The 14410-nt window shown below is 71.8% G+C and carries 14 protein-coding genes and 1 pseudogene; 9 read left to right on the top strand and 6 right to left on the bottom strand.

Annotated features, from left to right (window positions below; genetic code table 11):
- Positions 1-66 precede the first annotated feature (66 nt).
- Positions 67-1521 carry an amino acid permease gene (locus ACFY2Z_RS04480; RefSeq protein ID WP_390742675.1) on the top strand — a complete coding sequence of 485 codons (1455 nt, stop codon included), beginning with the start codon at positions 67-69 and terminating at the stop codon, positions 1519-1521.
- Here ACFY2Z_RS04480 and ACFY2Z_RS04475 read toward each other — a convergent pair.
- A complete protein-coding gene (locus ACFY2Z_RS04475; RefSeq protein WP_390742674.1) occupies positions 1481-1930 on the bottom strand; it encodes an ATP-binding protein in 450 nt (149 codons plus the stop codon). The genes ACFY2Z_RS04480 and ACFY2Z_RS04475 overlap by 41 nt on opposite strands.
- Positions 1931-2303: 373 nt before the next feature.
- Between ACFY2Z_RS04475 and ACFY2Z_RS04470 the strand changes: the two genes are divergently transcribed.
- Both ACFY2Z_RS04470 and ACFY2Z_RS04465 read left to right on the top strand, forming a co-directional pair.
- Positions 2304-3131 carry an enoyl-CoA hydratase family protein gene (locus tag ACFY2Z_RS04470; protein WP_390742673.1) on the top strand — a complete coding sequence of 276 codons (828 nt, stop codon included), beginning with the start codon at positions 2304-2306 and terminating at the stop codon, positions 3129-3131.
- A 2-nt stretch (positions 3132-3133) separates the two neighbouring features.
- The gene (locus ACFY2Z_RS04465) at positions 3134-5422 is read left to right on the top strand and encodes a bifunctional salicylyl-CoA 5-hydroxylase/oxidoreductase (protein WP_390742672.1); all 2289 of its coding nucleotides are present in this window, start codon (positions 3134-3136) and stop codon (positions 5420-5422) included.
- Positions 5423-5482: 60 nt separating this feature from the next.
- Here the strand turns inward: ACFY2Z_RS04465 and ACFY2Z_RS04460 are convergent, their stop codons facing one another.
- Positions 5483-6301 (bottom strand): PaaX family transcriptional regulator C-terminal domain-containing protein, encoded by an 819-nt coding sequence (locus tag ACFY2Z_RS04460; RefSeq protein WP_390742671.1) that lies wholly within the window; start codon positions 6299-6301, stop codon positions 5483-5485.
- A 15-nt stretch (positions 6302-6316) separates the two neighbouring features.
- Positions 6317-8089: an AMP-binding protein gene (locus tag ACFY2Z_RS04455; RefSeq protein WP_390742670.1), complete on the bottom strand. Its 1773-nt coding sequence runs from the start codon at positions 8087-8089 to the stop codon at positions 6317-6319.
- 133 nt (positions 8090-8222) lie between these two features.
- Here ACFY2Z_RS04455 and ACFY2Z_RS04450 point away from each other — a divergent pair, with 133 nt between their 5' ends.
- The 5 genes from ACFY2Z_RS04450 (at position 8223) to ACFY2Z_RS04430 (ending at position 12558) form a co-directional block, all read left to right on the top strand.
- Complete coding sequence (locus tag ACFY2Z_RS04450; protein WP_390742669.1) at positions 8223-9431, top strand: acyl-CoA dehydrogenase family protein; 1209 nt, start codon at positions 8223-8225, stop codon at positions 9429-9431.
- Positions 9428-9874 (top strand): RidA family protein, encoded by a 447-nt coding sequence (locus ACFY2Z_RS04445; protein ID WP_390742668.1) that lies wholly within the window; start codon positions 9428-9430, stop codon positions 9872-9874. The genes ACFY2Z_RS04450 and ACFY2Z_RS04445 overlap by 4 nt, the downstream gene beginning before the upstream one ends.
- Positions 9875-9972: 98 nt before the next feature.
- On the top strand, positions 9973-10443 hold the full coding sequence (locus ACFY2Z_RS04440; protein WP_390742667.1) for a MarR family winged helix-turn-helix transcriptional regulator: 471 nt from the start codon (positions 9973-9975) through the stop codon (positions 10441-10443).
- On the top strand, positions 10440-11858 hold the full coding sequence (locus tag ACFY2Z_RS04435; protein ID WP_390742666.1) for an MFS transporter: 1419 nt from the start codon (positions 10440-10442) through the stop codon (positions 11856-11858). The genes ACFY2Z_RS04440 and ACFY2Z_RS04435 overlap by 4 nt, the downstream gene beginning before the upstream one ends.
- Before the next feature lie 103 nt (positions 11859-11961).
- Positions 11962-12558, top strand: coding sequence for a cysteine hydrolase family protein (locus tag ACFY2Z_RS04430; RefSeq protein WP_390742665.1), 597 nt, complete (start codon positions 11962-11964; stop codon positions 12556-12558).
- A gap of 35 nt (positions 12559-12593) precedes the next feature.
- Here ACFY2Z_RS04430 and ACFY2Z_RS04425 read toward each other — a convergent pair.
- The 3 genes and pseudogenes from ACFY2Z_RS04425 to ACFY2Z_RS04415 all read right to left on the bottom strand — a co-directional run.
- Positions 12594-12845, bottom strand: a pseudogene (locus ACFY2Z_RS04425) (dTDP-4-dehydrorhamnose reductase); the annotation flags it as partial.
- A gap of 43 nt (positions 12846-12888) precedes the next feature.
- Positions 12889-13389, bottom strand: a complete 501-nt coding sequence (locus ACFY2Z_RS04420) for an AsnC family transcriptional regulator (protein WP_390742664.1) — start codon at positions 13387-13389, stop codon at positions 12889-12891.
- Entirely contained in the window at positions 13389-13523 is a 135-nt protein-coding gene (locus tag ACFY2Z_RS04415) for a hypothetical protein (protein WP_390742663.1), read from the bottom strand. The genes ACFY2Z_RS04420 and ACFY2Z_RS04415 overlap by 1 nt, the downstream gene beginning before the upstream one ends.
- 18 nt (positions 13524-13541) lie before the next feature.
- Here ACFY2Z_RS04415 and ACFY2Z_RS04410 point away from each other — a divergent pair, with 18 nt between their 5' ends.
- Complete coding sequence (locus ACFY2Z_RS04410; protein WP_390742662.1) at positions 13542-13880, top strand: hypothetical protein; 339 nt, start codon at positions 13542-13544, stop codon at positions 13878-13880.
- Positions 13881-14410 lie beyond the last annotated feature (530 nt).

The raw sequence follows: 14410 nt of genomic DNA, 5'->3' as shown, positions 1-14410 counted from the left end.
CTCGGCCTCGCCCGGCCAGGGGACATCCCCCGGTCGCCCCGCACCACGGAAAAGAGCACCACCTTCATGCCCGGCAGCCCCGCCAACCCCTTCCGCATCAAGTCACCCGAGCTGCTCGTCGCCGAGGCCGGCGCCGATCTCGCGGGTCATGGCCTCAAGCGCCATATGGGCCTGTTCCAGCTCGTCTGCTTCGGCGTCGGAGCGATCGTCGGCACCGGCATCTTCGTCGGACTGTCCGACTCGGTCGCCCAGGCCGGGCCCGCGGTCGTGGTCTCCTTCCTGCTCGCGGCCCTCACCTGCGTCTTCACCGCCTTCGCGTTCGCCGAGCTCGGCGGCGCCATCCCGGTCTCCGGGTCCTCGTACTCCTTCGCCTACGCGGGCCTCGGCGAGGGCACGGCGTTCCTCGTCGGCTGGTGCCTGCTGCTGGAGTACGGCGTCTCCGTGTCCGCCGTCGCGGTCGGCTGGAGCCAGTACGTGAACGAGCTGCTGGCCAGCCTCACCGGATGGCAGCTGCCCGCGGCGCTGTCCGCCGGGCCGGGCGACGGCGGAGTGATCAACCTGCCCGCCGTGATCGTCATCGCCCTGGCCTCCGTCCTCCTGGTGCGCGGCGTACGCGAGAGCGCCCGGGCCACCGCCGCCATGGCGGTCCTCAAGCTCGCGATCCTCGTCGCCTTCTGCGCCATCGGCTTCACCGCCTTCAAGCACGGCAACCTGACCCCGTTCACGCCCGCCGGCCTCGGCGGCATCGGCGCCGGCACCACGGCCGCGTTCTTCTCGTACATCGGCTTCGACGCGATCACCACCGCCGGCGAGGAGGCCAAGAACCCCCGCCGGAACATCCCCATCGCGATCCTCGTCTGCATCGGCCTGGTCACCGTGCTGTACTGCGCGGTCGCGCTCGCCGCGATCGGCGCCATCGGCGGCCCCGGGGTCGGCGGCCGGCCCGCGGCGCTGTCGTACGTCGTCAACCAGGTCACCGGCTCCACGGTCGGCGGCGGTGTCATCGCCTTCGGCGCGGTCGTCGCCATCGCCTCGGTCGTGCTCGCGGTGATGTACGGCCAGACCCGCATCCTGATGTCGATGTCCCGCGACGGCCTCGTCCCGCGCGTGTTCGAGCGGGTCTCCCCGAAGACCGCGACCCCGGTCAGCGGCACCCTGATCGTGGCGGTCGTCTTCGCCGTCCCGGCGGCCTTCTCCTCGCTGGACGCGGTGGTCAACCTGTGCACCATCGGCACCCTCGCCACCATGGCCGTGGTCAATGTCGCGGTGATCGCGCTGCGCCGCCGCGAACCCGGCCTCGCCCGCTCCTTCCGGGTCCCGCTGTACCCCGTGATGCCGCTGCTCGGCGTGGGCTTCTGCCTCTACCTCATGTACGAGACCGGCTGGACGACCTGGATGCAGTTCGCGGCCTTCCTGGCCGCCGGCTGCCTGGTCTACGCGTTCTACGGCCGCCGCCACTCCCGGCTGGTGTGCGCACCCGTCACCGCGGACGACGCTGTCGCGGAACCACAGGCAGTCTGAACCACACCGCCTTGCCGGACGCGGTGGGGCGGTGACCGCAGGACGAGCTGAGACTGCGGATCAGCAGCAGCCCGCGCCCGTGCTCCTGCCAGGGGTCGGCGGGCGGCAGGGCGGGCCGGGTCAGATCGCCGGGCGGCACCGGGTCCGGATCGTGCACCTCGACCGTGCAGCCGGTCGGCATCAGCTCGACGACCAGCTCGATCGGTCCCTCGCCCGCCGCGTGCTCCACGGCGTTCGCCACCAGTTCCGCGGTGAGCAGTTCCGCGGTGTCGCTGTCGGCCGGGTGCTCCAGCTCCGCCAGAGCCGTACGGACCAGGGCGCGGGCGACCGGCACCGCCGCGGCGGTGTGCGGCAGCGCGACGCGCCAGGAGGCGGGGGCGGGGGGTTCGTACACGGCGGGTCCGTTCATGGCGCAGGCGGTCCTGCTTTCGATACGAGGCAGCATGGTACGGCGCGCCCCTTACGGGGCGGTCGGCGGGCTTCGCCCGGGACCTGAGAGCTCCGGACAAGAGGTGAGTCCGATCCATCTTGTTCGGAGCTCTTCCGCCCCGGTATCCGGCTGCGTACCCCGGATGACGTCCCGCCGCGCCCACGGGTGGTCGTCGTTACCCGGTTGTCGACGAGGCGTGACGACCTGCGGGCGGCTGTCACAGCGCGCCGTACGACCTGTGTCTCCCCGTTCGGGGTATCGCGCACTCGTGACGACAGTCACCGATCGGTGATAACTTCATCACAGAGCAGCAGTGCGGACAGCCGCCCCCCGACCGAGGAGGCCGCACGTCATGAGTCCCTTCACCGGCTCCGCCGCCCACACCTCCGAGTGGCGTCACCTCAGGTACACCCAGTCCGACGGGGTGGCCACGGTCACCCTGGCCCGCCCCGAGAAACTCAACGCGCTCACCTTCGGCGCCTACGCCGACCTGCGTGATCTGCTCGCCCAGCTGTCCCGGGAGAGGTCCGTGCGGGCCTTGGTGCTGGCCGGCGAGGGACGCGGCTTCTGCTCGGGCGGCGACGTCGAGGAGATCATCGGCGCCACCCTCTCCCTGGACACCGCCCAGCTGCTCGACTTCAACCGCATGACCGGGCAGGTCGTCCGGGCCGTGCGGGAGTGCCCCTTCCCGGTGATCGCCGCCGTGCACGGAGTGGCCGCGGGCGCGGGCGCGGTGCTCGCGCTGGCCGCCGACTTCCGGGTGGCGGACCCCTCCGCCCGCTTCGCGTTCCTCTTCACCCGGGTCGGGCTCTCCGGCGGCGACATGGGTGCCGCCTATCTGCTCCCCAGAGTCGTCGGACTCGGCCACGCCACCCGGCTGCTCATGCTCGGCGAGCCGGTGCGGGCCCCCGAGGCCGAGCGGATCGGACTCATCAGCGAGCTGACCGAGGAGGGGCACGCCGACGAGGCCGCCCAGGCGCTGGCCCGCCGCCTCGCCGACGGCCCGGCACTGGCGTACGCGCAGACGAAGGCGCTGCTCACCGCCGAGCTGGACATGCCGCTCGCCGCGTCCGTCGAACTGGACGCCTCCACCCAGGCCCTGCTGATGAACGGCGAGGACTACGCCGAGTTCCACGCGGCCTTCACCGAGAAGCGGCCCCCGAAATGGCAGGGGAGGTAGCCATGACGACGGCCCCCCGGCCTCTGCGCGTCGCGGTCGTCGGCGGCGGGCCCGGCGGGCTGTACTCCGCCGTCCTGCTCAAGCGTCTGGACCCGGCGCGGGAGGTCACCGTCTGGGAGCGCAACGCCCCCGACGACACCTTCGGCTTCGGTGTCGTGCTGTCCGACGAGACCCTCGGCGGCATCGAGCACGCCGACCCCGTGGTGCACGCGGCCCTGAAGGACGAGTTCGTGCGCTGGGACGACATCGACATCGTGCACCGGGGAGTGCGCCAGACCTCCGGCGGCCACGGCTTCGCCGCACTGGGCAGGCGGCGGCTGCTCCAGATCCTGCACGAGCGCTGCCGCTCGCTCGGCATCGAGCTGCGCTTCAGCACCGAGGCCCCGCACCCGGCCCGGCTGATGAAGGCGTACGACCTGGTGATCGCCGCCGACGGGGTGCGCAGCACCGTCCGCGAGGCCTATGCGCAGGTGTTCCGGCCGACCGTCGAGGAGCATCGCTGCCGGTACATCTGGCTCGCCGCCGACTTCGCCTTCGACGCGTTCCGCTTCGAGATCGCCGAGACCGAACACGGCGTGATGCAACTGCACGGCTACCCGTACGCGGCCGACGCCTCGACCGTCATCGTCGAGATGCGGGAGGAGGTGTGGCGGGCCGCCGGGTTCGACGAGTCGGAGACCGCCGAGACGATCGAGCGCTGCGCCAAGATCTTCACGGACGCGCTCGGCGGCCGGCCCCTGCGCTCCAACAACTCCACCTGGACGACGTTCCGCACGGTGGTGAACGCCCGCTGGTCGCACGACAACCTGGTCCTTCTCGGCGACGCCGCGCACACCGCCCACTTCTCGATCGGCTCCGGCACCAAACTCGCGGTGGAGGACGCGCTGGCGCTGGCCGCCTGCCTGGAGGAGCACACCTCGCTGCGGGACGCCCTCGTCGCCTACGAGGAGGAGCGGCGCCCGGTCGTCGCCTCCACCCAGCGCGCGGCCCGGGCCAGCCTGGAGTGGTTCGAGGACCTGCGGCTCCATCTCGACCAGCCCGCCCGGCAGTTCGCGTTCAATCTGCTCACCCGCAGCCGCCGGGTCACCCACGACAATCTGCGGCTGCGTGACGCGCGCTTCACCGAGGCGGTGGAGGAGGAGTTCGGCTGCCCGCCCGGCACCCCACCCATGTTCACCCCCTTCCGGCTGCGCGGTCTGACCCTGCGCAACCGGGTCATCGTCTCGCCGATGGACATGTACTCGGCGGTGGACGGCGTCCCCGGCGACTTCCACCTCGTCCACCTGGGCGCCCGGGCGCTCGGCGGGGCCGGCCTGGTGATGACCGAGATGGTGTGTGTGAGCGCCGAGGGGCGCATCACCCCGGGCTGCGCCGGTCTCTACACCGGGCGGCAGGCCGAGGCCTGGCGGCGGATCACCGACTTCGTGCACGCCCAGGCACCGGGCACCGCGATCGGCGTGCAGCTCGGACACAGCGGCCGCAAGGGCTCGACCAAGCTGATGTGGGAGGGCATGGACGAACCGCTGGACGAGGGCAACTGGCCTCTGGTGGCCGCCTCCCCGCTTCCGTACAAGACCGGCAGCCAGACGCCCCGCGAGCTGACCCGTGCCCAACTGACCGACATCCGCGAACAGTTCGCGTCCGCCGCCTGCCGGGCCGCCCGCAGCGGCTTCGATCTGCTCGAACTGCACTGCGCCCACGGCTATCTGCTGTCCGGCTTCCTCTCGCCCCTCACCAACCGGCGCACCGACGCCTACGGCGGCAGCCTCGCCGGGCGGCTGCGCTTCCCGCTGGAGGTCTTCGACGCCGTACGCGCGGTGTGGCCCGAGGAACGGCCCATGACCGTACGGATCTCCGCGACCGACTGGGCCGAGGGCGGCACCACCGCCGAGGAGGCCGTCGAGATCGCCCGTGCCTTCGCCGCGCACGGCGCCGACGCGATCGATGTGTCGACCGGCCAGGTGGTGGCCGAGGAGCAGCCGCAGTTCGGACGGTCGTACCAGACGCCGTACGCCGACCGGATCCGTCAGGAGACGGGCATCCCGGTGATCGCGGTGGGCGCGATCTCGTCCTGGGACGACGTCAACTCGCTGATCCTGGCCGGGCGCGCCGATCTGTGCGCCCTCGCCAGACCGCATCTGTACGACCCGCACTGGACGCTGCACGCGGCGGCCGAACAGGGGTACAGCGGACCGGCCGTCGCATGGCCCGCGCCCTATCGCGCCGGCAGCCGCCGCCCGCAGACGGGACGCACGGATGCGCCCAAGCCGCGTCTGGCCTTGGGTGGTTGAGGAGCCGGTCGCCCGGTGGATGAAGCGAGCGTCGCGTCCCGCGGCACCGCCGCGTCATGCCTACGGGCCGGCTCCCGCGAAGACCGCTCCCGCGTCCCGCAGCCGCTCGTGCAGCGCGCGGAAGACCGCGGCGGAGCGGGTGCCCGGCCAGTCCCCGGGGAGCAGCTCGGTGGGCAACCCGGGGTCGACGTACGGCAGATGACGCCAGGAGTCCAGGGCGAGCAGATAGTCGCGGTAGGCCTCCTCCGGCGGGGTGTCCCCGCGGGCCTCCCAGTCGTGCAGCACCCGCGCGTGACGGTCGAGGAACGCCTCGTGCTGCTTGGCGATCCCGGCCAGGTCCCACCAGCGTGCCGCCGCCTGAGCGGTCGGGGTGAAACCGAGGTGCTCACCGCGGAAGAGGTCCACATACGGGTCCAGGCGCAGCCGCTCCAGGGTGTGCCGGGTCTCCTCGTACAGCCGGGCCGGAGCGATCCACACCCCCGGGGCCGCGGTGCCGAAGCCGAGCCCGGCGAGCCGGGAGCGCAGCAGATGCCGCTTCTGCCGCTCCGACTCCGGTACCGAGAACACCGCGAGCACCCAGCCCCCGTCGTCGGGCGGCGTCGTCGCGTACACGCGCCGGTCGCCGTCGTCGAGCAGTTGCAGGGCGTCCGGTGACAGCGCGTACCCCGCCGCGCCCGCGGCCGTGCGCGCGGGGACCAGCAGCCCGCGCCGCTTGAGCCGGGACACCGACGAGCGCACGGAGGGCGCGTCCACCCCGACCGCGGCGAGCAGTCTGATCAGCTCGGCGACCGGCACCGGTCCGGCTGTGAAGCGGCCGTAGGCACCGTAGAACGTCACGATGAGGGAACGGGGAGCGTGCTGATCGGACACGATGATCACTCTAGAACGTCCGCGTCACTCGTGATCACCAAGTGGCGGTACCGGGTGATTGTCCGTCCGCAGCCGGAAGCGCTGGAGCTTGCCCGTCGCCGTGCGGGGCAGCGCGTCCAGGAAGACGAACTCGCGTGGGCACTTGTACGGCGCCAGCTCGGACTTGAGAAAGGCGCGCAGCGCCTCCGGGTCGCGCCGCGCCCCCGGCCGGAGGACCGTGTACGCCACCACCACCTGCCCGCGCGTCTCGTCGGGCCGGCCGACGACCGCCGTCTCGACCACGTCCGGATGCCGCAGCAGCGCCTCCTCGACCTCGGGCCCGGCGATGTTGTACCCGGCCGAGATGATCATGTCGTCGGCGCGCGCCACATAGCGGAAGTAGCCGTCGGGGTCGCGGACATAGGTGTCGCCCGTGATGTTCCAGCCGTCCCGCACGTACTCCCGCTGCCGGGGGTCGGCGAGATAGCGGCAGCCGACCGGGCCGCGCACGGCGAGCAGCCCGGGCTCGCCGTCGGGCAGGGGCGTGCCGTGCGCGTCCTGCACCCGGGCCTGCCACCCCGGCACGGGAACTCCGGTGGTCCCCGGGCGGATCCCGTCGTCGGCGGCGGATATGAAGATGTGCAGCAGTTCGGTCGCGCCGATGCCGTTGATGACGCGCAGTCCCGTGCGCTCGTGCCAGGCCCGCCAGGTGGCGGCGGGAAGGTTCTCCCCGGCCGACACGCACCGCCGCAGCGACGCGATGTCGTGCCGGCCGTGCCCGTCGGCCCTGTCCTCGCTGGTCAGCTCGTCGAGCATCGCGCGGTAGGCGGTCGGGGCGGTGAACAGCACGGAGACCCGGTGCTCGGCGATCGCGGGCAGCAGCTGCCGGGGGCCCGCCTGCTCGAGCAGCAGGGCGCTCGCGCCGGCCCGCAGCGGAAAGACGACGAGCCCGCCGAGCCCGAAGGTGAACCCGAGCGGGGGACTGCCCGCGAAGACGTCGTCGGGGCGGGGCCGGAGCACATGCCGGGAGAAGGTGTCCGCGATGGCGAGCAGATCGCGGTGGAAGTGGATACAGCCCTTCGGGCGGCCCGTGGTGCCCGAGGTGAAGGCGATCAGCGCCACGTCGTCGGCCGCCGTGTCCACCGGTGAGTAGGGTTCCCCGGACGCCGGCAGCCGCAGCAGATCGTCGGGGGAGTCACCGCCGTAGGGCGTGATGCACAGCCCGGGGACCTCGGCCTTGACCAGGTCGTCGACGACGCGGGCGTCGCACAGGGCGCGCCCGACCCGCGCGATCTCGCACAGGGTGCGCAGCTCGTGCGCACGCTGCTGGGCGAGCACGGTGACGGCGACCGCGCCCGCCTTCAGCACCGCGAGCCAGCAGGCGGCGAGCCAGGGAGTGGTGGGCCCGCGCAGCAGGACGCGGTTGCCGGGGACGACGCCGAGGCTGCCGGTGAGCGTGTGCGCGATCCGGTCGACGCGGGCCCGGAGCTGACCGTACGTCCACACGTCCCCGTCCGCCGTACGGAACGCGGGGCGCTCGGCGGCGGTGTCCGCCAGCAGCTCGACGGCGGCGTTGAGCCGTTCGGGGTACTGGAGCTCGGGCAGGTCGAAACGGAGTTCGGGCCACTGCTCGGGCGGCGGCAGGTGGTCCCGGGAGAAGGTGTCCAGGTGGGCGGTGGGGGCGCCGACCGGGTTGGTCGTGCCGACGGCCGCGTGGGCCGTGCCGGTTGTCTCCGCGATACCGGAGGTGTCCGTGGTGCCGACGGCGTCCGGGGCGCTGTCGGGGTCCCTCGGGTCCGTGGCTTCCCTGGCTTCCATGGCGTCTCGCCCCCTTGTCGTGGTGGGCTCGCGCATCGAGCGTATCGTGTTGGTGACGACAGTCAACGGTCCGCGATACGCTCGGGTGGGCAGCCCACCCGCCCCGGTGCGCCGTCAGGGAGAGGGACCGGCAATGACCGCATTCTCGCTCGATCCGGCACAAACCGCCTGGTGCACGGAACTGCGCACCCTGGCCGAGCAGCGGCTGCGCCCGCTCGCGGAGAAGGGTGAGCCGGGCCGCGTCAACCGGGACCTCGTCGCGGAGCTCGGCCGACTCGGACTGCTGGACCGGCTGTTCACCTCGGGCGCGCTGGAGCTGTGCCTGATGAGGGAGTCGCTGGCCCATGCCTGCACGGAGGCGGAGACGGCCCTCGCCCTTCAGGGGCTCGGCGCCCACCCTGTGCACGCCTACGGCACCCCGGACCAGCGCGCCCGCTGGCTCCCCGGTGTCCGTGCGGGGACGACGGTGGCGGCCTTCGCCCTGACCGAGCCGGACGCGGGCTCGGACGCCGCGGCGCTGGCCCTGCGCGCGGATCCGGACGGCACCGCGAACGGCGCGAACAGGAACAGCGACAGCGCCGCGGAAACCGACGACAGCGGTTCCGTGCACGCCGAGCGTGACGGTGAGCGGGGCTGGCGGCTCACGGGCGAGAAGTGCTGGATCTCCAACGCCCCCGAGGCCGACTTCTACACCGTCTTCGCCCGCACCACCCCCGGCGCGGGCGCGCGCGGCGTGACCGCCTTCCTCGTCCCCGCCGACCGTCCCGGACTGACCGGCTCCCCGCTGGAGATGCTCTCGCCGCACCCCGTCGGCGCCCTGGTCTTCGACGCCGTGCCCGTGACCGCCGACGACGTCCTCGGGGAACCCGGCCGGGGCTTCCGGGTCGCCATGGGCACTCTCAATCTCTTCCGGCCGAGCGTCGGCGCCTTCGCGGTCGGCATGGCGCAGTCGGCCCTCGACGCGACCCTGGCGCACACGGCGCGGCGGGACGCGTTCGGCGGCAAACTGAAGGACCTCCAGGCTGTCGCGCACCAGGTCGCCGAGATGGCCCTGCGTACGGAGGCGGCCCGTCTCATGGTCTACGCGGCGGCGACGGCGTACGACGAAGGCGCCCCGGACGTCCCGAAACGGGCCGCGATGGCGAAGCTGCTGGCCACCGAGACCGCGCAGTACGTCGTCGACGCGGCCGTCCAGTTGCACGGCGCCCGCGCCCTGCGCCGCGGCCACCTCCTCGAGCACCTGTACCGCGAGGTGCGCGCGCCCCGGATCTACGAGGGTGCGAGCGAGGTCCAACGCGGCATCGTCGCCAAGGAGTTGTACGCCACCGTGGAGGCCCCGTGACCGTCGAGCACACCGACCCGCCCGAGAGGTCGGTCGGCAACCCGCCCGACCTCTCGCGTATCAACCCGCCCGACCTGTCCCCTCCGGCGGGCTTCTCCCACGCGGTGGTCGCGACCGGGTCCCGGGTGGTGTTCCTGGCCGGGCAGACCGCCCTGGACACGGACGGCAAGGTCGTCGGCTCCAACCTCCCCGAGCAGTTCGAGCGGGCGCTCACCAATCTGCTCACGGCCCTGCGCGCCGCCGGCGGCACCCCCGGCGACCTCGCCCGTGTCACCGTCTACGCCACCGACGTCGCCGACTACCGCGCCCGCGCCCCCGAACTCGGCCGCATCTGGCGGCGACTGGCGGGCCGCGCCTATCCCGCGATGGCCGTCGTGGGAGCGGTGCGCCTCTGGGACGAGGAGGCCCTCGTGGAACTCGACGGCTTCGCGGTGCTTCCGTAATCGTCACCTGCGAGGAACCGGCATACCGTCATGCCCTGCGCGGGGGAGTTTGACAAGTAACTTGGCAAAGTTGCTTGTCGAGTTTTAGGGTGGCGGTCATGAACACGGACCCCGGGCCGCAGCAGTCCACCGTGACCGCGCAGCGCCTCAACGATGCGATGAAGCGACTCCGCGCACGCCTGCGCACGGAATCGGGGCAGCATTCGACCGGTCTGACCGTCACCCAGCTCACCGTGCTCGGCAGCGTGCTGCGGGAGGGCCCGGTCACCGCGGCCCGGCTTGCCGCACTGGAGCACGTCAGCCCGCAGTCCATCGCGCAGAGCCTGGCGGTGCTCAAGGCCGCCGGGCTCGTCCACAGCGAGCCCGACCCGCAGGACGGCCGGAGAAAGCTCATGACGGCCGATCCCTCCGCGACCGAACTGATCGACAATCTGCTCGCGGGACGCGCCTCCTTCCTCGCGCGGGCCATCGACCAGGTCGTCGCCCCGGACGAGCGCAAGGACGTGGAGAAGGCCATCGAGCTGCTGGAGCGCCTCGCCGCGGCCGACCTGAGCGACGGCGGCATATGAAGGCCACCACCGGCCGGGCCGACGCCACGGCGCGCGGTCTGACGCGCAGGCCCTTCGCGTGGACGTTCACCACCCCGCTCTACGTGGGCTCCAGCCTCAACCCGATCAACAGTTCCCTCATCGCGACCGCTCTGGTGCCCATCGCCGGCGAACTGCACATCTCCGTGGGCAGCACCGCCGTGCTGGTCTCCTCGCTCTACCTGGCGAGCGCCGTCGCGCAGCCCACCGCGGGCAAACTGGCGGAGGTGCTCGGCGCGCGCCGGATCTTCCTCTCCGGCATCGTGCTGGTGCTGCTGGGCGGCCTGGTGGGCGGCCTCGGCCGGAACCTGGCGATGCTGACCCTGGCCCGGGCGCTGATCGGCATGGGTACCTCGGCCGGCTTCCCCTGCGCCATGGTGATGATCCGGCGCCGTGCCCAGGAGACCGGTCTCGACGCTCCGCCGGGCGGGGTGCTCGGCGGCATCGCGATCGCGGGCATGGCCACCGCGGCCGTCGGCCCGCCGATCGGCGGACTGCTGGTGGGCGCAGCTGGCTGGCGCTGGGCCTTCCTGATCAACATCCCGGTCACCGTGATCACGCTGGTGACGGCCATGCGATGGCTGCCCGAGGATCCCGCGCTCGACCGCGGGCGCAGCGGCTTTCGTCAGGTCGCCGACCGGATCGACCTGCCCGGCATCCTCGGCTTCGCGGTGTCGATGAGCGCGCTGGTCATCTTTCTGATGGGCCTGCCGCATGCCGACTGGCTCGCGCTCGCCGCCTCCGTGCTGATCGGCGCGCCGACGGTCGTATGGGAGCTACGCAGGGCCGCGCCCTTCTTCGACCTCCGCAGCCTCGCCGCCAACGGCCCCCTCGCCCGCACCTATCTGCGTCAGGCGCTCACCCTGCTCGGCGCCTACACCGTGTTGTACGGCATGACTCAGTGGATGGAGGCCGCGCACGGGATGTCCACCGTCACGGCGGGCCTCCTGCTGCTGCCGATGGGCGCCGTGTCCGCGCTGCTCTCCCGGCCGCTCGCCAGCCGCAACCTGGTGCGTGGACCGCTGATCGCCTCGGCGGTGACCATGCTGCTCGGCTCCGCCGGGATCATGCTGCTCACCTCGCACAGTGCGCAGATCGAGATCGTGCTGGTGTCCCTGGTCTTCGGCGTCACGTCCGCCACCACCACGATCGGGAACCAGACCGCCCTGTACCTCGCGGCACCCCCCGACCAGATCGGCACGGCCTCCGGGTTGTTCCGGACCTTCGGATACCTCGGAACCATCACCTCCGCCGTGATCGGCAGCATCGTCTTCCGCGACGGGGCGAGCGACCACGGCCTGCACGCCCTCGGCACGGTCCTGGTCGTGGCGGGCCTGGCGGTCCTGCTGCTGACGGTCCTGGACCGCCGTCTGATGGGCCGCGACACGAGCCGGTAGACCCATACCTCCGAGCCCCCGACCAACCCGGCAACCAAGACAAATCCAACAACAAAGCCAGAACTCGAGAGCTGAACTCGAGAAGCCACCGAGGAGAACCCGAGTGAGCACCCCCACCCTCCCCCCGATCACCGCTGAGCGCACCGCGCTGCTGGCCATGGACTTCCAGAACGGGATTGTCCCCCTCGCCCCCGACGCCGACGCGCTCGTCGAGCGGGTCAAGGGCGCCATCGCCGACGTCCGCGCCGCCGGCGGCACCATCGGCTACGTCCGCGTCGCCTTCACCGAGGACGACTGGAGCGCGATCCCCGAGACCAACAAGACCTTCAGCGCCGTCGCCGCGGCGAAGATGCTGCACCACGAGGACCCGGCCACCCAGATCGACGAGCGCATCACGCCCGAGGAGGGCGACGTCGTCGTACGCAAGATCCGCTTCGGCTCGGTCTCCACCACCGATCTCCACCAGCAGCTGAGCGACCGCGGCATCGACACCCTGGTGCTCACCGGGATCAGCACCAGCGGCGTCGTCCTGTCCACCCTCATCGACGCCGCCGACCGCGACTACCGCGTCTACGTACTGACCGACGGCATAGCCGACTCCGACCCCGAGACCCACCAGGTGCTGGTCGACAAGGTGTTCCCGAGCCGGGCCCACCTCATCGACACCACCGGACTCCGCGAGCTGCTGCGGTCCGCCTGACACACGGCGACGCAGGGCGGTCGGCTGTCCTGGTGGAGGAACTCGCGTGCGCCGCGGAGCCGGGTCCGCAGTCGCTCCTGTGTGGCGCGACTGTCGAGGCGCACGTCGAGGGCCCCCGGCAGTGAGGTGTCGGCTCGTCGCCCGGCAGGAAGCCGTGTGCTGTCAAGCGCTTCCCGCCGGGCGACGAGCACACCGAGGTCGTGACGGCTCAGGGCGTCCGGCCCGGCGAGGTGGAACACGCCGGCCGCCTCGGACAGCGCGAGCTCTCACAAGGCGGCGGCCAGGTCGACTCCGCGCTTCTTCCGGAAGAGCCGAGGAGACCGGCCGCCTTCACCGCCGGTCGGTGCGACCGGGCGCCGCATCGGCGGGGTCCGACCACACGTCGGGTGGCACAACGCCGACGGATCGTCCGTAGGGGTCGAGGACGTGACCCATGATCTTGTCGTATCGCAGGGTGATCGCCCGGTCGGCGATTTCGAGGCTGGGACAGGTGGTGGCGATCTGGTGCTCGAGGTAGAGGACGTCTTCGACGGAATGCAGTGCGGCCTGCAGGACGAGGTTGTGGGGGCCGCTGATCGCGGCGCAGTTGCGGGTCTGGGGCAGCCGGATCAGGTCGTGGCCGATGTCCGCCAGGTCAGCCGTGGGGACCGTGGCCCAGAAGGTGACGCCGACCGGCCAGCCGCCCAGCGGGCGGGCGAAGTCGCAGCGCAGACGCAGCAGGCCCAGCCGGGTCAACTGGTCCATGCGCCGCTTGACGGTGGAGGCACTGGTGGACAGGGCGTCGGCCAGGGCTTGGTGCGAGGCCCGGCCGTCGTAGGCCAGCTGGTTCATCAGGGTTCACTCTCGAGGGGCACGAGCTGGTCATCGTCGAGGTCGGCCACAGCGACGGCGACGACACCACCGTCCTGCACGTGCCCGACCTCGATCTGGTGGTGGCCGGAGACGTCCTCTACAACGGCGTCCACCAGTAGCTCGGCCAGTCGATGGGCGGCGGGCGCGACGCCTGGCGCCGGGCCATCGAGACCGTCGGGGCCCTGAACCCGCGCTGGATCGTCGCGGGGCACAAGGACAAGACCCTCGACGACGACGCCACCCGCGTCTTCACCGAGACCCGCGCATACCTGGATGCCGCCGACGAGCTCCTGGAGAAGCACGACACCGCTCTCGACTTCTTCAACGCGATGCTCGAACGCTTCCCGAACCGCCGTCTGGGAGCGCTCACCCTGTGGTCCAGTTCCCAGGCGCTCTGCAACTCGCGCGAGCATCCCGAAGACACCCTCCGGCACATGCTCGAAGGCTGGGTGAAGGTTTACCAGCCCTGACAGCCGCGCCACTTCACCGGCTGGACCCTTGAGCGAGCGGGTGGCTACGGCGCCCGGTACAGCACGGAAGTACAGCAACTGCAGCAACCGTCATCGCCCGGCGGGGTCCTTCGGCGCCATCGAAGCGACCGCTATGGCCGCCATTGACCGATCCCCACAGAGCTACGGATCAGAAGGCTTCTGACAGCCACGGCCGACATCAACGACGCCGGACGGGGACGTATGCCAGCGACTCCGTCCGGCCGTCCCATCAGTCGCCGACCGCAGCCGAAGCGGGCCCCGATCGAACCCCTGAAGCGGTGTTCAGAACCGTGACGCGCCACGCGTCGGTCTTCTCCGACTTGGAGCAGGGCCACGACAAATTCGTTGCCCGTGCCTGCGACCACTCCGTCGAAGGAGAACCGAGATACCGGGTTCCGCCCATGGCCCGCATCCGATAGTTCGATGTTCCTCCACCACGTGGAGTCCCATCCCAGCAGCTTCACCACTCGCTGCGCCGCTCGATGGGCATGCCCACGATCACGACGCAG

It is taken from the genome of Streptomyces sp. NPDC001222 (assembly GCF_042896945.1).
Lineage (GTDB): Bacteria > Actinomycetota > Actinomycetes > Streptomycetales > Streptomycetaceae > Streptomyces > Streptomyces gibsoniae.
The sequence above is the reverse complement of the archived record's forward strand: the minus strand, read 5'-3'. Positions and strand labels throughout refer to the sequence as shown.